Here is an 18,244-nt window from a genome sequence, read left to right as displayed (position 1 = left end):
TTAACGGGGTTGGCGCTCGATACGGAGTACATGAAACAGCAAGTGCTGAAGCAGTTCCTCGGTTCGAAGCGGTCCCGCCAACTCGGCGTCGTCATCCCGCTCGTTCAGGCGGCGATGGCGCTCCTCAAGAAGAAGCCCAAGCGGGCGCTGCTCCTCGTCGGCGTCGCCCTCGTGTCGAGCAGGTCGACGAAACTCGGAACCGTCGCGCAGGTTCTGCTCAAGGTCTTCGGCCGCCGCATCGACGCCTGATTCGGGCGGTCCGACGACTCCGACGGCTCCGACTTTTCGAGACGCCCGCTACCGCTCCAGCGGCGCGGACGCCACCGCGCCCCGGTCCGTCTCCGTTATCTCCAGTTCGTAGCCGAACGCCCGTATCACCGCGGCGTTCGTCCGCACGTGGTCGGTGACGCGCGGCGTCCGCACCGCGCCGCCGGCGAGGGCGACCCACGGGAGCAGTTGGTCGCCGAGGTGCTCGTCCACCGCCGCGCCCGTCGCCCGCCACTCGCGGAACGCCTCGACGGCCCGTTCGGCCACCGATTCGCTCGGGACGCCGCGCTCCCCGAGGACGCCGAACCCCGCCCGCGAGTCACAGCAGTCGGCGACGAGGGTGAGGACGGCCCCCGGCGACGACGTCTCGGCGTACGCCGCGGCCGTCTCCGTCGGCACCGCGGTCCGGTCGTCGACGGTCTCGCACATGCGCTCGGCCACCGACGCGGATTCGAGGGAGTCGGAGGCGACGGCGCGGGCCGAGAGCCCCTCCACCGGGCCGCGCTCCCGGAGGTCGACCGCCGAGAGCGTCGACGGTCGGAGCGTCAAAGAGAGCGTTCCGCCGCCCGTCGGGTAGAAGCCGCGGCGCTCGACCGCGACGTCGGCGTCGACGCCGAGACCGCGCAGAAGCGGCAGTTTCGCGTGCAGGAGGTAGTCCGCCGGCGGCGACCACTTCACGTCCGTGCCGCCGCGAATCCGGACCGACAGCGGTTCGTCGAGGGCGACGGCGAGGGGCAGGAGGGCGTCGCAGACGAGGGTCGCGCTCCCGGCCGTCCCCACGTCGACGGCGAACTCGCCGCCGGGCGGCGCGGTCGGTTCGAAGGTGAAGGCGTCGCCGCCCTCTTCGACGCCCTCGACGGTCGCCTCCGTCGCCGCCGCCACGGCCTCGATAGCGGCGACGTGCTGGGCTTTCAGCCCGGGGTCCGGTCGCTCGGCGCGGACGTTCTCGACGCGTATCGACCGCCCCTCGACGGCGGCCAAGGAGAGGGCGGTCCTGACCTGCTGGCCGCCGCCGGCGCCGCCGTCGAGTTCGAGCATTCGATGAATCGTAGCCGAGTTCGAATCGTGTCCTCGCTCTCAGTGGACCAGCCGACTGCAGGTGCCACAGAGGTTCTCCTCTTTGACGTCGACTTCGCGGACCGTGGGGGAGAACGACATCACGCACTTCGAGTTGTCGCAGTGCTCCAGACCGAGCGTGTGGCCGATTTCGTGGACGACTTCCTTGCGGACGCGGTCGGCGAACACTTCCGATTGGGGCTTGGTCGTGATTCCGCCGTCCGAAGAGGTCTGGAGGCGGTACGTGGAGATGACGGAGCCGTTGCCGTTGAGGTAGGCGAGACCGAAGACGTAGTTCCGCCGGCGGTAGTAGAGGTCCTGGGCGGTGATACCGATGTTCTTCTCGCCGCTGCCGACCCGACTCGCGAGCTCGATGAACTGCTCGGCACGGTACTGGTTGCGCCCGCGGTCGAACGCGCCCTCGGGAATCGACTGCTCGTTGTGAACCGTGACGTCGCAGTCGTAGACGCCGCGGAGGGCCGCAGATGCCTCGCGCTTGACCTGCGCGGGAAGGTCCCCGATGGGCACGATGTCGACAAGCATGAAAGTTGTTAAGCGGGGCGGTGCCATAAATATCCCGCCGTGGAATCCGAAATTACGGCGGCTCTCGCTTCGCGTCTCGGACGTTACAAGGCGCTGACAGAGGTCGGCGTGGGTCGGCGCCCGGCGGTCGCCTTGGCGCTCCGAGACGCCGGACGGGACGTGACCGTCACGGACGTTCGCGCCGTCGACCTCCCCTCGGAACTCCGCTTCGTCGAGGACGACGTGGTGGCCGCGAGCGAACGCGCCGACCCCGGCGACGCGTATCGTTCCGACGCCGTCTACGCGCTGAACCTCCCCGGGGAACTCCACCGCCCGGTCCGCGACGTGGCCGCCGCCGTCGGCGCCGACTTCCTCTTCACGACGCTCGGCTTCGACTCCCCGACGGTCCCCTGCGAGTCCGAGTCGTTGGCCGGCGGGAGGGAGACGCTGTACGTCGTCGCGGCGTCCGGGACCCCGTCCGACCGCCGCGGCCCCGCGGGTCGCCGCTCCGAAGGACAACGCTAACGGTGCCGTGCCGCCGTCTCCCGGTATGCACGCAGACGCAGTCGTCCTCGACGTGGACGGCGTCCTTGTCGACGTGGCCGACTCCTACCGGCGCGCCATCGTGGAGTCCGTCGCGCGCCTGTACGACCGGACCGTCGACCGCTCGGAGGTTCAACTGTTCAAGGACGCCGGCGGCTTCAACAACGACTGGGAACTGACGTACGCCGCCGCGCTGTACGTCCTCGCGGACGACCGCGAACCGCTCGATATCGCCGCGTTCACCGACCGAATCGCCGAACGGGGCGGCGGCCTGTCGGCCGCCGAAGCCGTCGCCGAGGACCACCTCTCCGCCGCCGACCACGACGCGGTCCGCGAGGCGTGGGACCCCGAACGGCTCCGAAGCGTCTTCCAAGCGCTCTACCTCGGCGCGGACCTCTTCCGGGAGTTAGAGGGCGGCGACCCGCCGTTCGAGGCGCCGGGCTACATCCACGACGAACCCGTCTTGGTGACAGAAGAGACCCTGGACTACCTCACCTCGCGGCACCGCGTCGGCGTCCTCACCGGCCGCCCGGCCGCCGAGGCCGACATCGCCCTCTCGCGGGCGCACCTCGCCGTCCCCGAGGACCACCGGTTCACGATGGACGACTGGGAGGAGGGGAAACCCCACCCCCGCGCGCTCGTGACGCTCGCCGAGCGTCTGGACGCCGACACCGTCGCCTTCGTGGGCGACACGCTCGACGACGTGCGGACGGCGGTCAACGCCGCCGAGGAGGACGGGTCGCGGACCTATCGAGGAATCGGCGTCCTCACCGGCGGTCTGACGGGTGAGGCGGGCCGCGAGAAGTTCGAGTCCGCGGGCGCGTCGGCCGTCCTCGACTCGGTGAACGACCTGCCCGAACTCCTGTCGGACGACGAATAGGTTTAGTCGACGGCGCACAGACTCTCTCGCGTGGACGCGCACCGACTCGAACGCCTCGTCTGGTCCGCCGCCTTCGGCTACTGGCTCGGCGTTCCGCTGGCTCTCCGTCTCACGCCCGACGCTTCGGGGCCGGTGTACCTCGCGCTCGCCGCGCTGGGATTCCTCGTCACCTCCCTCCTGGTCGCTCGCGCCCTCGCATTCGCCGAGTCGGAGACGGACCGGCCGGGCGATTCGACCGTGTGGTTCGCGGCGGTCGGCGGCACCGTCCTCGGACTCCACGCGGTACTGAACTTCGTCGGAGTCGGCGGCACCGTCGCGACGTTCGTCTCCATCGCCGTCGGCTACTGGGTGGGCGGCCGGGTCGCTACCCGACTCGTCGCCTCCCGCCGCGACGACGGTCCGCTCTCGTCGTGACTCCCTCGGCGACGCTCGGCGGTCGAGGAACACGCTTAGGTCGCCCGCGCTCGAAATCGCACCCCATGGACGCGCTCCGACTCGAACGACTCGTCTGGTCCGTCCTGTTCGGCCTGTTCGTCGGGACCACGACGGCGCTCCTCTTCGCTCCGGACCCGACGGGCCTCGTCGCGTTCGCCCTCGCGGCCGTCGTCTTCGCCGCCTCGGCCGCCGTCGCGTTCCGCGTCTTCGCGTTCTCCGAGTCGCCGACGGCCGAGGCGGGCGACATGAGCGTCCGGTTCGTCGCCTTCCTCCTCGCCGCCACCGCCCTCCAGTTCGGCCTCGCGGCCGTCGGGTTCGACGGCTTGGTGGGACGGGTGGCCGGGTTCGCGGGCGGGTGGGTGGCGGCCCACTACGCGTCGACGCGGCTGAATCCCCGTCGGTGGGGAAGCGGAGGTGTCGCCCCGTGAGAGACACCCTGCAACACCTCTCGCGGTTCCTCACGGTGATGCTGCTCGTCGACTTCCTCGGCCTCGGCGTTTGGGTCATCCTGCCGGCGTCGGCGGGGTTCAGACAGTACGTTCTCCTGGGGACGCTCGTCGTCGCGCCGCTCATCGCCTTTCTCGTCACCTACGGCCCGGAGTTCGCGGACGCGTGACCGGCCGCACCCGCGTCCCCGACCGCGGCAGGCGTTCGCGGTCACGCAACGCTTTACCCCCCGCCGGCCGCACGCGGTAGCATGCGAATCGCACTCCTCGGTGGGACCGGCGACATCGGCGAGGGACTCGCCCTGCGCTGGGCCTACCACACCGACCACGAGGTCGTCGTCGGGTCGCGCGACCCCGAGAAAGCGCGGGCGAAGGCCGACGAGTACGAGACCGAACTCGAGAGCCGCGGCCGTGAGGTGAAGGTCAACGGCTTCACCAACGAGATGGCGGCCGACCGCGCCAGCGTCGTCGTCCTCGCGGTGCCGCCGTACCACGTCTCCGATACGGTCGACGCCGTCGCCGACGGACTCGACGGCGAGGACATCCTCGTCACGCCCGCCGCCGGCATCAAGCGCGAGGACGACGGCTTCCACTACCACCCGCCGAACGTCGGCAGCGTCACGCAGTTGGTCGACGACGCCGCCCCCGACGGCGTCCCCGTCGTCGGCGCGTTCCACAACCTCGCGGCGGGCCGCCTCGCCAACCTCGACGCCGAGTTGGACATCGACACGCTGCTGGTCGCCGACGACTACGACGCCAAGGACATCGTGTGGCGACTCGCCGAGGACATCGACGGCCTCCGCGCCCTCGACGCCGGCGGCATCTCCAACGCCGCGGAGGTGGAGTCGGTGACGCCGCTTCTCATCAACGTCGCGCAGAACAACGAGGGGATGCACGACCTCGGGATTCAGTTCCGCTGAGTCGGTCTCTCCTCACAGCTCCGAGCGCGGCGCCGTCGCCCCCTCGCCGTACAGCGTCCGCGCGGCGAGCATCCCGACGAGGACGACGAGGGCGACGCAGGCGAGGTACTCGACGCGGAAGCCGACGATTTCCGCCATCGGGACGGCGACGAGGGGACCGAGCGTCGACCCCGTGTCGCCGAACACGTTGTAGACGCCGCCGAGTTTCCCCACGTCGTCCGCGGGGCTGAGGTCGCCGAGGTAGGCGAGCAGCGGCGGGTTCGACCCGCCGACGCCGACGCCGATGAGGGCGACGCCCGCCAGCGCCGACGGGAGCGTCGGCACGAGGGCCAACAGTGCGTACCCGGCGGCGAGCACGCCCAGAGCGGGCAGCGTCAGCGCCGCGCGGTTCGACAGGCGGTCGGAGTAGCGCCCGACGACGAGCGTCGTGACGCTGGAGGCGACGACGCCGACGGCCATCACGACGCCGCTGACGCCCGTCTCCGACAGCAGGCCGATGGTGATGTCGTTCGCCCGCGCGTACAGCACCGCCGTCGAGAGCAGGACGCCCGCGAACAGGAAGCGGACGGTGAAGTTGACGGCGCCGACGGTGAAGATGCGCGCGTCGGCGGCGACCAACCGCGGCACGTCGCGCAGCGAACTCGACGCGCCGACGTCGGTGTGAACGTCCGGCAGGACGGAGACGGCGACGAGGGCGGCGAACAGGCCCGCGCAACCGGCGACGACGAACGCCGTCGCGTAGCCGAACGCGTCGGTGACGAGTCCGCCGACGACCAATCCGGCGGGGAAGCCGAGGCTCTGTCCGCCGCGCATGTAGCCGACCCATCTTCCTCTGTTTTCGGCCGTCGTGACGTGCGTGATGGTGCTGAACGCGCCGACGAACACGAACGCCGACCCGAGACCCCAGCAGGCGCGCGACAGCAGGAACACCGTGGCGCTGTCGAGGGGGAGCGGACCGGGGTCGAGTCCGAGGACGTAGCCGAACGGCGCCAACCCTTGGACGAGGAACCCGGCTATCATCGGCCGGCGCGTCCCCATCGTGTCGAGCACCTGCCCGGCGGGCGTGTTCATCACCAGTCGGGTGAACCGGTTCGTCGAGAGGATGAGACCGACCAGAAACGGCGAGATTCCGAGGATGGGTCCGAGCGTCGGCAGCGTCGGGAAGGCGACGCCGGCGCCGACGCCGCCGAAGAACACGCCGGCGATGAGGCTGCCGGCGACGAACTCCGTGGACGGTTCGTCGCCGCCGAACAGCCGACTCACGCGGCGGGGCTCCGACGGTCGGACGGTCGGCCGCGGGCGGAGAGAGCAGACGACGGCCGGATTCGTGGGGCGTTCACGGACGGGTACGCTGTCGTGAGCGCACGTCCTTGGCGCTTTGCAATCGGGCGTTCTCGGCCGGAAACGGCGGTCGACGCCGCTACTCCGACCGGAGCGTCTCCCGGAGACTCTCGGCCGCCGCCTCGTCCTCCGTCGTCAGGACGAACTCCCCGTCCCACTCGCCTTCGGCCATAGCCGTCGCGAGGTCCTGCGCGATACCGAACCGGTTCGCCTCCTCGCCGCCGCGCCGCAGGACGAACTCGAACTCCTCGGGGTTCTCGTCGACCCCGGCCGCGCTCACCGTGTCGCTGATGCGCTCCGTCGCGTCGTCGTCGAGCGTTATCGGGAGGCCGTACGACGTCTGATAGCGCTGCGCCTCGCCGACGCGCGCCACGTCCTCGCCGGTGAACAGCACCTGCTCCGTCTCGGGACCGACGAGTCGCATCTCCACGGACGCGGGCGCGCCGGCCGTTTCGGACGCGTCGGTCGTCCCCGACGGCTCCGAGTCCGTCTCCGCCCCCGACTCGGAGGTCACCGCCGCGTCGGTTCCGCCGCTTCCGGCGGTGCACCCGGCGAGGAGGGCGACCGTCGCGCTTCCGAGCAGTCCGAGCGTCGCGCGTCTGGAGGGCGGCATAGGTTCGGATGACAGACACGTCGGCAAAGCTCTTGTGCCGCCGGTCCGCGCCGTCCCCGCTCAGAACCGCTCGCGCAGTTCCGCGCGCAGGTCGTCGAGCGAGGCGCCCTTCATCGAGAGGAGGACGAGGAGGTGATACACCAAATCGGCGCTCTCGGCCAGCAACTCCTCGCGGTCGTCGTCCTTGGCGGCCAGAATCGTCTCGGTCGCCTCCTCGCCGATCTTCTCCAACACGTAGTTCTCGCCCTTCTCGTGGGTGAACAGCGTCGTCGTGTAGGAGTCCTCGGGCAACTCCGCCTTCCGCGACTCGACGGTCGAGAACAGTTCGTCCAGCACCTCGTCGTCGGGCGTGTCGGCGTCCATACCGCCCTCTCGAACGAGGCGGGCCAAAACACGCCCGGTTCGGTCGCGGGTTCGCCTCCTCGACGGGCCGGCACCCGGCGCGGCCTCAGTCGGCGGCGTCGGCCTCCACGCGGTCGAAGAACGCCAAGTCGTGCAGGCGACTGTCGGTGGTCAACTCGGGGTGAAAGGAGGTGCCGACGACCGGACCCTGCCGGACGGCGACGGGCGTCCCCTCCCACTCGGCCAGCACCTCGACGCCCTCGCCCACCTCGTCGATGAGGGGCGCGCGGATGAACACCGCCGGGAACGGGTCGTCCATGCCGGTGATATCGAGCGGTGCTTCGAAGCTGTCGACCTGCCGGCCGAACGCGTTGCGGTCGACGGTCACGTCTATCAGGTCGAGCGTCTCGACCCGTTCGTCCTTCGCGTCCGTGGACGCCACGATGAGGCCGGCGCACGTCGCCAGCACGGGCTTTCCGGCGGCGACGTGTTCGCGTATCTCCGCGTCGATACCCTCGCCCCTCAGGAGGCGGGAGATGGCCGTCGACTCGCCGCCGGGGACGAGAAGCACGTCACAGTCGGGGACGTGGCCCGACTGGCGAATCTCGACCACTTCGACCTCCTCGCCGTGGGCGGCCGCCGCGCGGCGGATGGCCTCGGCGTGTTCGGACACGTCGCCCTGAACGGCGACGACGCCTGCGCGTAGCATACGTACCCGTCGGTGGGCCGGGGTGAAAAACCGAGCGTTCGGGAGGACCCGTCCTCAGAAGGCGACCGAGTTCAGGACGATGACGAGGACGCCGAAGAGGAGGCCGAAGGCGACGATGGTCTTGGGGTCGATGCGGATGGCGTTGCGGTCCTCCGCGTCGAAGTACCGAACGAGACCCGCACTAGACATCAAGCCGCCGCTGTTCTGTCCGCTGCTCATGTCACCTTCTGTGAGTGCCCCCGGCCTAAACGTTTCGACTCCGCGCGAACCCGGCGGGGTTGAGAAACCCTTATGCGCGGGGACAGGTTATCACACGGCGGACACCATGACCGTTCGACTCAAGGATTTCTACGCCGATTGGTGCGGCCCGTGTAAGACGCAGGACCCCATCCTGGAGGAGTTAGAGGCCGACTACGCGGACGTCGAGTTCGAGAAAGTCGACGTGGACGACGAACAGGACGTGGCCAACGAGTACCAGGTGCGCTCGCTCCCGACGCTCATCGTCGAGAACGACGACGGCATCGTGGACCGCTTCGTCGGCGTCACTCAGCGCGAAGACATCGAGTCGGCGCTGCAGAAGGCGGGCGCCTGAACGGCGACGCGGCTCTTTCCGACGGTTCCGCTCCCTCCGGAGCGACGGCGCCGGTACCGCCGTTCACCGTCTCGCAAGCGTTATACGGACGGCTGGGGAAACGTCCCGTATGCCCAGCAACGAAGCCGCGACGAAGCGAACGCTCGAGAAACAGGTCTGCATGCGCTGTAACGCGCGGAACCCGCCGCGAGCGGACAGTTGTCGCAAGTGCGGCTACAAGAACCTCCGCCCGAAGTCGAAGGAACGCCGCGCCGCGTAATCGGGCGGCCTCGCCGCTCCGCTACTCCTCGGGATACTTCGGTTCGCGACGCTCGGCGCGCGTCAGCGCCCGCCGTATCACCTCGCGCACCGTGTCGCCCTCCGGTTCGTTTCGGAACACGTCGCCGTGGCCCGCGTACAGTTCCGCGACGGATTCGGGCGTCCGTTCGAGAAGCGAGTTCAGGCTCTCGATGAGTCGCTCGCGCGACTGACCGGACATGTCCGTGCGGCCGAAACTGCCGTCGTCGAACGCGCCGTCGTTGTACACCACCACGTCGCCGCTGAACAGGCGCGTCTCGCTCGCGAACGAGACGTGGTCGGAGGCGTGTCCCGGCGTGTACACCACCTCGAACGTCTCCTCGCCCATCGTCACCTCGTCGCCGTCTTCGAGGGCGCCGTCGCGGCGCGGATGCTCCGCGTAGGCGTACAGGTCGGCGTCGAACCGGTCCAACACGGCGTCGAGTTCCGCGACGTGGTCGGTGTGCTGGTGGGTGAGGACGACGGCGTCCAGTTCGTCGACGTACTCCGCGACGACGTCCTCGACGCCGGGCATCGCGCCGGCGTCGACGAGCACGTTCCGGTCGCCGACCACGAGGTACGCGTTGCAGGTGAACTGCTCGGCCCCCTCGGTCACCGTGAATATCTCCATACGTCCGGTGTGCTCCGCGACGGGAAAAAGTCCCCCGAGTCGGCAACGCACCGGGCGGTCGAACCCCACGAATCGGGCAGAATCGTATCTTTCTTACGTTCGTAGGACGAATATAATCCGAATTAGCGTATCACTTTTCCGTCCGAACCCGCTATGTGAGAGTGTATGGGATTTGGGAGCTACGACGAGTCAGAACAAGAGAGTCAGGACTACGACCAAGATCTCGACGAGAACGACGGCGTTGCGACCTCGGAGAGCGACCACAAGGGTGAGGTGAACTTCGAGAACGGCGCGTCGAACGACGAACTGCTGGACCGCCTCAAAGAGATCAAGGACGACTGACGACCCGTCGTGACGCCGACGCCGAAGCCGGGAACGCGGGCGCTCGGCGTCGCGGAGTCGTACGCGGACCGACGATCCGACGCGAGCGCCCGTCCCGACGCGGAGAGCGTGCTGTGCGGTGCGGTCGTCCGCGCGGACCGCGTCGTCGACGGCGCCGCCTTCGATACCTGCGCCGTCGGCGGAACGGACGCGACGGACGCGATACGCCGACTGTTCTCGGACCTCGGCCGCGAGGACGTGCGCTTGCTGTTCGTCGCGGGCGTCGCACCCGCGTGGTTCAACCTCGTCGACCTCGAACGACTCGCCGACGCCGTCGAGCGACCCGTTCTCTCGGTCTCCTTCGAGGGGAGTTCGGGGCTGGCGTCGGCGCTTCGCGAGCAGTTCTCCGGCGACGCACTCGACGCCCGCCTCGCGACGTACGAGTCGCTGCCGCCGCGGCGACCCGTCGACGTCGGCGACGACACCGTGTTCGTCCGCGCCGTCGGCGTCGGCGACGAGGCGGCGGCGCGCGCCGTCCGCGCGTACACGCCCGAGGGGAGCGGACGCCCCGAACCCCTCCGCGTGGCGCGCCTCCTCGCCCGGTCCGGCCGGCGGTGGCGCGAGGGAGAGCGGTAGGGAGAGACGAGCGAGGCGCGCCGACCGACCGCCGCCGCTAAGTCGCCCCGGCCCGCCCCTCCGGTATGAGCGACGACGCGATGGACGGCCTCTGCGTCCGCGAGTGCGAGCGGTGCCCCGCCCTCGTCGAGTCCCGGAGCCGAATCGTCAACGGCGTCGGCCCCGACGAGGCGGACCTCCTGTTCCTCGGCGAGGCGCCCGGCGCGAACGAGGACGAGGAGGGCGAACCGTTCGTCGGCCGGTCGGGGAGCGTCCTCGACGACGCCCTCCGCGAGGTGGGGTTGGCCCGCGCCGACGTGCGCATCACGAACTGCGTCCGGTGTCGGCCGCCGGAGAACCGCGACCCGACGAAGGAGGAACTGGGCAACTGCCGCGGCTACCTCGAACGAGAACTCGAACTCGTCGACCCGGACCTCGTCGTCACCCTCGGGAAGGTGCCCTCCGAACACCTGCTCGACCGCTCCGTCGCGGTGACGAAGGAGGCGGGCGACGTGGCGGACGTGCGCCTCGGCGACCGCTCCCAGCGCACCCTCGTCTGCGTCCACCCGGCCGCGACGCTGTACGACGGGAGCCAGAAGGAGACGTTCTTCGACGCCGTCGCGAAGGCGGCCGACCTCTCGGGCCTCGCCGACGGCGGCGACGGCCAGTCCAGCCTCGGCGACTTCTGAGTTCTGCGTTCTCGCTGTTTTCTCTGATTTCCCCCGAACGCCGTTGTTCGGCCCCCCGAAACGGCAATTGATATAACATATGTTAACGTATGTCGAGATATGAGCGCCGAAGGCCTCGAACGACGAACGCGGAACTACCTGAGCAACAACGTCCCGCAGATACAGGAGCACGGCGGGTTCTTCGAGGTGCAGGACGTCGACGACGAGACGGGCGAGGTGACAGTCGCCATCGGCGGCGCCTGCTCGGGGTGCGGCATCGCCCCGATGACGATGAACGCCATCGAGCACCGCCTGCCCGACGAGATGGACGGCGTCTCGTCGGTGAAAGTGGTCCGCGCGGGCGGCCCGCGGGCGGCGGTCATGCCGACGAAGACGGCCGAGATGGAGTCGATGGAGGAGTACCGGGATTACTCGCCGCCGTTCTGAACCCGGTCCGGAGCGGCGTCCGCATCCCCATCTTCGATCTTGATGCGGCCGGACGCCACGTGCAGCGATGCTCCTGTAGGTGTGCGACCGCGCCGAACCCCGTTTTCGGAGCGACTATCCGAGCGGCGAGCACCGGGAGACGCCCGACGGCGAACGCCCCGGCGGCCGAATCTACCCCGAGGGAAAGCCACTTGACCGCCCTCCTCCCATCTCCGATATGAGCACGACGACGGCCGAGACGCGCGAGACGGTGGCCTCTGTGGTCATGGTCGACTACGGCCTCGGCAACCTCCGGAGCGCGCGGCGCGGCCTCGAACGCGCGGGCGCGGACGTGACCGTCTCGGACGACCCCGAGACGTTCGCCGACGCCGACGGAATCGTCCTCCCGGGAGTCGGGGCGTTCTCCGAGGGGATGGAGAACGCGGGCCCGTTCCGCGAGGCCCTCGCCGAGGCGGCCGACCGCGGTCAGCCGATTTTCGGCATCTGCCTCGGGATGCAGATGCTTCTGACCTCCTCGGAGGAGGCCGCCCACGCCGGCGAGGGCGAGGTGGAGGGACTCGACCTGATACCCGGACGCAACGTCCGCTTCGACGAGGGGCAGAAGGTGCCGCACATGGGCTGGAACGAACTGGACGTCGAGCGTGACCACCCCCTCGTCGAGGGCGTGGACGGACAGTACGCCTACTTCGTCCACTCCTACTACGCCGTCCCCGAAAACGCGGACGCCGTCGTGGCGACCACCGACTACGGCGTCGAGTTCCCGGCCATCGTCGCGAACGAGGCGGGCAACGTGTTCGGCACGCAGTTCCACCCCGAGAAGTCCGGCGAGACCGGACTCCGAATCCTCCGGAACTTCGTCGACTTCTGCGCGGAGCGGTAGGACCCCGTCAGGACAGCGTCACGTCGTCTATCGCCCGCGCCACTTCCGTCTCCCAGACGACGCTGACGCCGACGGCGACGATGCCGACGTCCTCGGCGTCCACCTCGTACTCGTATCGGTTCCACCCCGCGCGGTCCTCTATCGCCCGTTCGGTGTCGAAGTCGGCCTCGCGCAACCACCCCCGCTCGGGCCGCGGCCCGGCGTAGACGGCGAGTCTGGTGATGGTGTTGAACGACTCCTCGGGCGAGTGGACGGACACCGAGAGCGTGTCCACTTCGTCGAAACGAGCGGCCTGCTGAGCCCAGATGACGCCGTCGTCCTGCAGGCCGTTGATGAACAACTGGAGGGCGGCGTCGCCGGAGGCGACGGGGTCGTCGACGACCCGCGCGGCCGATTCGACCGGAAGGCCCGTGTTCGGGTCCGTCGGCAGGTCGCGGCCGATCAGCCACCCCCGGAGCCCCGACTCGAATCCCGGGTTCACTATCTGTGCGCTCGGGTCCGTCGTCCCGTCGTCGACGACGGGCGCGTTGCATCCCGCGAGGGCGGCGAGACCGGTGCCGCAGGCGGCGAGGTAGCGTCTTCGGTTCACGAGTACCCGCCACACGGGGCGAGACGATATACCCCACGACGACGGGACGTGCGAGGAAGCGCGACGGGCGCGAGTACACCCGAGAGCCTTTTACAGGGGGCTGGAGAACGTCGGTCCATGCAGGCAGTCACGCTGGGTCCGGCCGGGACGTACTCGCACCGCGCGGCGCGCGCCGTCGCCGACGACGTGGCGTTCCGCGAGTCGGTGTCCGCCATCGTCGACGCCGTCGACGCCGGCGAGTACGAACGCGGCGTCGTCCCCATCGAGAACAGCATCGAAGGCAGCGTCACGGAGACGCTGGACGCCATCGCCTCCGCGAACATCGCCGTCACCCGCGAGATAGTGACGCCCATCAGACACGCCCTCCTCGCGCAGTCCGAGGAATTCTCCGTCGTCGCCTCCCACTCGCAGGCCCTCGCGCAGTGTCGAACTTACTTGGAGACCAACTACCCCGAGGTGAAACTGGAGGCCGTCGCCAGCACGGCCCGCGGCGTCGAACGCGCCCGCGAGGACTCCTCCATCGCCGGCATCGGCCACCCCGACAACGCCGGCGAGGGTCTCTCCGTCGTCGCGGAGGACATCCAGGACCAGTCCTCGAACGCGACGCGGTTTTTCGTCATCGCGCCCGAGTCCGCCCGCTCGGACGCCGGCGGGAAGTCCACCGTCGTCGTCTACCCGAACGCCAACTACCCCGGATTGCTGCTCGAACTGCTCGAGGCGTTCGCGGAGCGGAACATCAACCTCTCGCGCATCGAGTCCCGCCCCAGCGGCAACCGCCTCGGCGACTACCTGTTCCACGTCGACTTCGAGGCCGGACTGTACGAGGAACGCGCGCAGGAGGCGCTCGACGCCGTCGAGGAGATAGCCTCGCGCGGGTGGGTCAAGCGCCTCGGCTCGTACGACACACAGCACGTCCTCTACTGAGCGGCGGCGAACGGACGCCGGTCGAACCGCGCTCGCGCCCGCAAAAACCTTGATGCCGGGACGGGACGAACTCCAACGCGATCATGACGCGTCAGAACCCCTTCGACGAGATAGAACAGTTCTTCAAGCGGATGGGACGCGAGTTCGAGGAGTCCGGCCTCGCCTCGCTCCGGGACGTCTCGGTGGACGTCTCCGAGACGGACGACACCATCGTCGTCACCGCGGACCTGCCCGGCTACGAGAAGGAGGATATCGACATCTCCGCGTCCGGGCGCGAACTGACCATCAGCGCGGAGCGAAGCGCCGCCGACGAGGAGTCGGGCGACCGGTACATCCGCCGCGAGCGAACCCGAAGCAGCGTCGAGCGCTCGCTGACGCTCCCCGAGGAAGTCGTCGAGGAGGAGGCGTCCGCCACGTACAACAACGGCGTCCTCACCGTCACACTCCCGAAGGAGTCGGCCGACGAGGACGACGAGTCGACGGATATCGACGTCATCTGAACGGGCGGCGAACGCCCGAGGTTCGATTCGTTCAAACGACTAATTCGGACGGCTCGGGACTCCTGCCGTGCGAACTGTCGTCTCGCGTCCCGCGATATTTATCTCCTCGAACGGCGTTATAGCGCTCGGTGAATTACCAATGATGCGACGTTCCAACCCCTTCGAAAACATGGAATCGATGTTCGAACGAATGTCCCGACAGTTCGACGAGATGAGCCGTCAGTTCGACGACTCCCACTGGACCGGTTCCTCGACCCGGGGCATGGAAGTCGACGTCCGCGACGGCGAGGACGAGTTCGTCGTCGTGGCCGACCTGCCCGGGTTCGAGAAGGAGGACATCGACCTCTCCATCACCGAACGCGCGCTGACCATCTCCGCCTCCCGCGAGACGGCGACGGAGACGGACTCCGACGGTGACGCCGACGGCGAGTACCTCCGCCGCGAACGGCGCCACGAGTCGATGCGCCGCACCTTCCGCCTCCCCGGCGACGTGACGGCCGACGACGCCTCCGCCTCCTACAAGAACGGCGTCCTCACCGTCACCCTCCCGAAGGTGACCATCGACCGCGAGGACTCCCGTCACATCGACATCGAGTGAGCGGTCGACCGGGCCCGCACACCTCGAAGACGTACCGCCGCCGCTGAGGCCTCCGGGTCTCGACGCTTCGCTTCGTTTCTCCGCGTCGTTCGACCGTCCGCCCCGCCTACCGGTCGGACTCGGACGACGCCGGCCGTTTCGCCCGTGCGGTGTTTTCTCTCTCGACTCACTGTTCCTGCGTCGCCGCGGCGTCCGAATCGACGGCTCCGAAAGTCGGGTATAGGAGTTAATTTATGCGCGCATCCTGTCCCAACAGACATGGAATACGACCCGCAGGAACTCGAGGAGCGCTGGCGGGAGCGGTGGGCCGAGACCGGTCGGTATGAGGCCGACCCCTCGGACGCCGACGAGGACCCGACGTTCATCACGGTGCCCTACCCGTACCCCAGCGGCGGGATGCACATCGGCCACGCGCGGACGTACACCGTCCCCGACGTGTACGCCCGATACCGGCGACAGCGGGGGGACAACGTCCTGTTCCCCATCGCGTGGCACGTCACCGGCACGCCCATCATCGGCGCCGTCGAGCGCCTGAAGAAAGGGGAGGAAAAGCAGCTCTCGGTCCTGCGCGACACGTACAACGTCCCCGAGGAGACGCTGACCGACCTGGAGACGCCGATGGGCTTCGCCCGCTACTTCATCGAGGAACACTACAAGCGCGGGATGAAGTCGCTCGGCCTCTCGGTCGACTGGCGCCGCGAGTTCACGACGAACGACGAGCGCTACTCGAAGTTCATCACGTGGCAGTACGAGACGCTGCGGGAGCGCGAACTGCTGGAGAAGGGCCTCCACCCGGTCAAGTACTGTACGAACGAGGAGCAACCCGTCACCACGCACGACCTGCTCGAAGGCGAAGAGGCCGAGTTCCAGGAGTACACGCTCGTCCGCTTCGGCCGCGGCGACACCGTCGTCCCGATGGCGACGCTGCGCCCCGAGACGGTCCGCGGCGTGACGAACGCCTACGTCAACCCCGACGGCGACTACGTCTACGCCGACGTCGACGGCGAGGAGTGGTTCGTCTCGGCGAAGGCGGCCGAGAAACTGCGCCTGCAGGCCCACGACGTCGAGGTCCGCGAGGAGGTCACCGGCGCCGAGTTGGTCGGCGAACGCGTCACCAACCCCGTCACGGGCGACGACGTGTTGGTTCTGCCCGCGGAGTTCGTCGACCCCGAGAACGCGACGGGCGTCGTGATGTCGGTTCCGGCGCACTCGCCCGACGACTACGTGGCGCTTCAGGAGGCGAAGGACGACGACGCCCGGATGGAGGAGTACGGCATCGACCCGGCCGACGTGGCGGCCATCGAGCCGATTCCGATTCTGACCGTCGAGGGCTACGGCGAGATTCCCGCGCGGTCCGCCGTCGAGGAGGCGGGCGTCACGAGTTCCGACGACCCCGCCCTGGAGAAGGCGACGAAGGACCTCTACAACAAGGAGTTCCACGCGGGCCGCATGAACGACGACTACGGCGAGTTCGCCGGCGAACTCGTCGAGGACGTGCGAACGAGATTCCGCGACGCCCACCGCGAGGAGGGCGCCTTCGGGACGATGCAGGAGTTCTCCGAGGACGTCGTCTGCCGGTGCGGCGGCGACGTCGTCGTCGCCGAACAGGACACGTGGTTCCTGCGCTACGACGACGAGGACTGGAAGGCGAAGGCCCACGAGGTGGTCTCGGAGATGGACGCCATCCCCGAGAACACCCGCGGGGAGTACGACCACACCATCGACTGGTTGAACGAGTGGCCGTGCATCCGCAACTACGGACTGGGGACCCGCCTGCCGTGGGACGAGGACTTCGTCATCGAACCGCTGTCGGACTCCACCATCTACATGGCCTACTACACCATCGCGCACCGCCTGCGGGACGTGCCGGTGGAGGAGTTAGACCGGGAGTTCTTCGATACGCTCTTCTACGGACCGGAGGCCGTCGACGACGCGCCCGAACGCGCGGTCGAACTGCGCGAGGAGTGGGACTACTGGTACCCCGTCGACTACCGCTTCTCGGCGAACGACCTCATCTCGAACCACCTGACGTTCTACCTGTTCCACCACGCCGAACTGTTCGACCGGCCGAACTGGCCGCAGGGCGTCGTCATCATGGGGATGGGGCTGTTGGAGGGCGAGAAGATGTCCTCCTCGAAGGGCCACGTCGTCCTCCCCGGCGCCGCCATCGACGACTACGGCGCCGACACGGTGCGCTTCTTCCTACTCAACTCGGCGGAACCGTGGCAGGACTACGACTGGCGGGACGACCAGGTCGAGTCGGTCCGCACCCAACTGGAGCGCTTCTGGAACCGCGCCGACGAGATAATCGAGTCGGACGCACCCGCGGAGCGACCCGAACTGGCGCAGGAGGACCGCTGGCTCCTGTCGAAACTGCAGGCGACGGTTCGGAAAGTGACCGAAGCGATGGAGTCCTCGGAAACCAGAAGCGCCAGTCAGGCGGCGTTCTACGACTTCGAGGAGCAACTGCGCTGGTACCGCCGCCGCACCGACACCGACCGCCCGGCCGCGCGGTGGACCCTCCGGGAGGTCTTGGAGACGCGTCTGCGCCTCCTCGCGCCGTTCGTCCCGTTCATGACGAACGAACTCCACGAGCGGTTGACCGGCACGCCCGCCGAGGACGCGCCGTGGCCCGAGGCCGACGAGTCCGTCGAGAGCGACGCCGTCGAGGCGAGCGAGTCCCAGATAGCGCGGCTGACCGAGGACATCAAGGGCATCCAGCAGTCGCTGGCGAACGCCGACGAGGACGTGCCCGAGGCCGACCCCGACCGAATCGTCGTCACCGTCGCCGCCGACTGGAAGCGCGAGGTGTTCGCCGCCGTCGCCGAGGAGGGGGCGGACCAGGGCGCCGTGATGGGAACGGTGATGCAAAAGCCCGACCTGCGCGAACGCGGAAACGAGGTCAACGACCTCGTGGGCGAACTCGTGGAGTTCGCCCGCGGCCACGACGACGAGGAGGTGACCGCCCTCGCGGAACTCGACGAGTACGAGACGTACGAGGCGGCGACCGAGTTCCTCTCGCGGGAGTTCGACGCCGCGGTGGAGATTCGACTCGAGGGCGACGACGCCGAGGCGACCAAACGGGCGATTCCGTTCCGCCCGGCCGTCGAACTCGAAGTCGAGTAACGA

The 18,244-nt window shown here is 68.9% G+C and carries 27 protein-coding genes; 18 read left to right on the top strand and 9 right to left on the bottom strand.

Annotated features, from left to right (window positions below; all coding sequences use genetic code 11):
- Positions 1 to 30 precede the first annotated feature (30 nt).
- Complete coding sequence (locus tag NDI79_RS19610; protein WP_310930384.1) at positions 31 to 249, top strand: hypothetical protein; 219 nt, start codon at positions 31 to 33, stop codon at positions 247 to 249.
- A 48-nt stretch (positions 250 to 297) separates the two neighbouring features.
- Here the strand turns inward: NDI79_RS19610 and rtcA are convergent, their stop codons facing one another.
- Both rtcA and NDI79_RS19600 read right to left on the bottom strand, forming a co-directional pair.
- Positions 298 to 1,305: an RNA 3'-terminal phosphate cyclase gene (rtcA, locus tag NDI79_RS19605; protein ID WP_310930383.1), complete on the bottom strand. Its 1,008-nt coding sequence runs from the start codon at positions 1,303 to 1,305 to the stop codon at positions 298 to 300.
- A 39-nt stretch (positions 1,306 to 1,344) separates the two neighbouring features.
- Entirely contained in the window at positions 1,345 to 1,866 is a 522-nt protein-coding gene (locus tag NDI79_RS19600; protein WP_008387095.1) for an archaemetzincin family Zn-dependent metalloprotease, read from the bottom strand.
- Positions 1,867 to 1,905: 39 nt separating this feature from the next.
- On the opposite strand from NDI79_RS19600, the gene NDI79_RS19595 reads away from it, so the two are divergent.
- The 6 genes from NDI79_RS19595 to npdG all read left to right on the top strand — a co-directional run bounded on the left by NDI79_RS19595 (position 1,906) and on the right by npdG (position 5,069).
- Positions 1,906 to 2,370, top strand: a complete 465-nt coding sequence (locus tag NDI79_RS19595) for a UPF0146 family protein (RefSeq protein WP_310930382.1) — start codon at positions 1,906 to 1,908, stop codon at positions 2,368 to 2,370.
- Between the two features lie 25 nt (positions 2,371 to 2,395).
- A complete protein-coding gene (locus NDI79_RS19590) occupies positions 2,396 to 3,268 on the top strand; it encodes a TIGR01548 family HAD-type hydrolase (RefSeq protein WP_310930381.1) in 873 nt (290 codons plus the stop codon).
- 30 nt (positions 3,269 to 3,298) lie between these two features.
- Positions 3,299 to 3,682, top strand: coding sequence for a hypothetical protein (locus NDI79_RS19585; protein WP_310930380.1), 384 nt, complete (start codon positions 3,299 to 3,301; stop codon positions 3,680 to 3,682).
- A gap of 65 nt (positions 3,683 to 3,747) precedes the next feature.
- Positions 3,748 to 4,131, top strand: a complete 384-nt coding sequence (locus NDI79_RS19580) for a hypothetical protein (protein ID WP_310930379.1) — start codon at positions 3,748 to 3,750, stop codon at positions 4,129 to 4,131.
- Positions 4,128 to 4,319, top strand: coding sequence for a DUF7534 family protein (locus tag NDI79_RS19575; RefSeq protein ID WP_310930378.1), 192 nt, complete (start codon positions 4,128 to 4,130; stop codon positions 4,317 to 4,319). Before NDI79_RS19580 ends, NDI79_RS19575 begins: the two co-directional genes overlap by 4 nt.
- A gap of 81 nt (positions 4,320 to 4,400) precedes the next feature.
- On the top strand, positions 4,401 to 5,069 hold the full coding sequence (npdG, locus tag NDI79_RS19570) for an NADPH-dependent F420 reductase (RefSeq protein ID WP_310930377.1): 669 nt from the start codon (positions 4,401 to 4,403) through the stop codon (positions 5,067 to 5,069).
- A gap of 12 nt (positions 5,070 to 5,081) precedes the next feature.
- On the opposite strand, the gene NDI79_RS19565 is transcribed toward npdG, so the two are convergent.
- The 5 genes from NDI79_RS19565 to NDI79_RS19545 all read right to left on the bottom strand — a co-directional run bounded on the left by NDI79_RS19565 (position 5,082) and on the right by NDI79_RS19545 (position 8,293).
- Entirely contained in the window at positions 5,082 to 6,332 is a 1,251-nt protein-coding gene (locus NDI79_RS19565) for an MFS transporter (RefSeq protein WP_310930376.1), read from the bottom strand.
- A gap of 157 nt (positions 6,333 to 6,489) precedes the next feature.
- A complete protein-coding gene (locus NDI79_RS19560) occupies positions 6,490 to 7,023 on the bottom strand; it encodes a preprotein translocase subunit SecD family protein (RefSeq protein ID WP_310930375.1) in 534 nt (177 codons plus the stop codon).
- 60 nt (positions 7,024 to 7,083) lie between these two features.
- Complete coding sequence (gene hisE / locus NDI79_RS19555; RefSeq protein WP_310930374.1) at positions 7,084 to 7,386, bottom strand: phosphoribosyl-ATP diphosphatase; 303 nt, start codon at positions 7,384 to 7,386, stop codon at positions 7,084 to 7,086.
- A gap of 85 nt (positions 7,387 to 7,471) precedes the next feature.
- Entirely contained in the window at positions 7,472 to 8,074 is a 603-nt protein-coding gene (gene pdxT, locus NDI79_RS19550; protein WP_310930373.1) for a pyridoxal 5'-phosphate synthase glutaminase subunit PdxT, read from the bottom strand.
- A 54-nt stretch (positions 8,075 to 8,128) separates the two neighbouring features.
- Positions 8,129 to 8,293: a preprotein translocase subunit Sec61beta gene (locus NDI79_RS19545; RefSeq protein WP_310922523.1), complete on the bottom strand. Its 165-nt coding sequence runs from the start codon at positions 8,291 to 8,293 to the stop codon at positions 8,129 to 8,131.
- Positions 8,294 to 8,399: 106 nt separating this feature from the next.
- Between NDI79_RS19545 and NDI79_RS19540 the strand changes: the two genes are divergently transcribed.
- Both NDI79_RS19540 and NDI79_RS19535 read left to right on the top strand, forming a co-directional pair.
- Entirely contained in the window at positions 8,400 to 8,666 is a 267-nt protein-coding gene (locus NDI79_RS19540) for a thioredoxin domain-containing protein (protein ID WP_008387116.1), read from the top strand.
- Positions 8,667 to 8,775: 109 nt separating this feature from the next.
- The gene (locus NDI79_RS19535) at positions 8,776 to 8,925 is read left to right on the top strand and encodes a 50S ribosomal protein L40e (RefSeq protein WP_310930372.1); all 150 of its coding nucleotides are present in this window, start codon (positions 8,776 to 8,778) and stop codon (positions 8,923 to 8,925) included.
- 21 nt (positions 8,926 to 8,946) lie between these two features.
- On the opposite strand, the gene NDI79_RS19530 is transcribed toward NDI79_RS19535, so the two are convergent.
- Positions 8,947 to 9,573 carry an MBL fold metallo-hydrolase gene (locus NDI79_RS19530; protein WP_310930371.1) on the bottom strand — a complete coding sequence of 209 codons (627 nt, stop codon included), beginning with the start codon at positions 9,571 to 9,573 and terminating at the stop codon, positions 8,947 to 8,949.
- Positions 9,574 to 9,738: 165 nt separating this feature from the next.
- Here NDI79_RS19530 and NDI79_RS19525 point away from each other — a divergent pair, with 165 nt between their 5' ends.
- From NDI79_RS19525 to hisH, 5 genes are all read left to right on the top strand, one after another.
- Positions 9,739 to 9,915, top strand: coding sequence for a DUF5786 family protein (locus tag NDI79_RS19525; protein ID WP_310922526.1), 177 nt, complete (start codon positions 9,739 to 9,741; stop codon positions 9,913 to 9,915).
- Positions 9,916 to 9,924: 9 nt separating this feature from the next.
- Positions 9,925 to 10,530, top strand: coding sequence for an endonuclease dU (locus tag NDI79_RS19520; RefSeq protein WP_310930370.1), 606 nt, complete (start codon positions 9,925 to 9,927; stop codon positions 10,528 to 10,530).
- A gap of 65 nt (positions 10,531 to 10,595) precedes the next feature.
- Positions 10,596 to 11,198, top strand: a complete 603-nt coding sequence (locus tag NDI79_RS19515; protein WP_310930369.1) for a uracil-DNA glycosylase — start codon at positions 10,596 to 10,598, stop codon at positions 11,196 to 11,198.
- Positions 11,199 to 11,297: 99 nt separating this feature from the next.
- Positions 11,298 to 11,624 carry a NifU family protein gene (locus NDI79_RS19510; RefSeq protein WP_310930368.1) on the top strand — a complete coding sequence of 109 codons (327 nt, stop codon included), beginning with the start codon at positions 11,298 to 11,300 and terminating at the stop codon, positions 11,622 to 11,624.
- 217 nt (positions 11,625 to 11,841) lie between these two features.
- A complete protein-coding gene (gene hisH / locus NDI79_RS19505; protein ID WP_310930367.1) occupies positions 11,842 to 12,504 on the top strand; it encodes an imidazole glycerol phosphate synthase subunit HisH in 663 nt (220 codons plus the stop codon).
- A gap of 7 nt (positions 12,505 to 12,511) precedes the next feature.
- Here hisH and NDI79_RS19500 read toward each other — a convergent pair whose 3' ends face one another.
- Entirely contained in the window at positions 12,512 to 13,093 is a 582-nt protein-coding gene (locus tag NDI79_RS19500; protein ID WP_310930366.1) for a hypothetical protein, read from the bottom strand.
- A gap of 117 nt (positions 13,094 to 13,210) precedes the next feature.
- Here NDI79_RS19500 and pheA point away from each other — a divergent pair, with 117 nt between their 5' ends.
- From pheA to leuS, 4 genes are all read left to right on the top strand, one after another.
- On the top strand, positions 13,211 to 14,017 hold the full coding sequence (pheA, locus tag NDI79_RS19495; protein WP_310930365.1) for a prephenate dehydratase: 807 nt from the start codon (positions 13,211 to 13,213) through the stop codon (positions 14,015 to 14,017).
- A gap of 83 nt (positions 14,018 to 14,100) precedes the next feature.
- Entirely contained in the window at positions 14,101 to 14,517 is a 417-nt protein-coding gene (gene hsp14 / locus NDI79_RS19490; RefSeq protein WP_310930364.1) for an archaeal heat shock protein Hsp14, read from the top strand.
- 139 nt (positions 14,518 to 14,656) lie between these two features.
- Positions 14,657 to 15,115, top strand: coding sequence for an Hsp20/alpha crystallin family protein (locus tag NDI79_RS19485; protein ID WP_310930363.1), 459 nt, complete (start codon positions 14,657 to 14,659; stop codon positions 15,113 to 15,115).
- A 258-nt stretch (positions 15,116 to 15,373) separates the two neighbouring features.
- Positions 15,374 to 18,241 carry a leucine--tRNA ligase gene (gene leuS, locus NDI79_RS19480; protein WP_310930362.1) on the top strand — a complete coding sequence of 956 codons (2,868 nt, stop codon included), beginning with the start codon at positions 15,374 to 15,376 and terminating at the stop codon, positions 18,239 to 18,241.
- Positions 18,242 to 18,244: the final 3 nt, after the last annotated feature.

It is taken from the genome of Halogeometricum sp. S3BR5-2 (assembly GCF_031624635.1).
GTDB classification, from domain to species: domain Archaea; phylum Halobacteriota; class Halobacteria; order Halobacteriales; family Haloferacaceae; genus Halogeometricum; species Halogeometricum luteum.
This window is presented reverse-complemented; position numbering and strand designations above follow the sequence as displayed.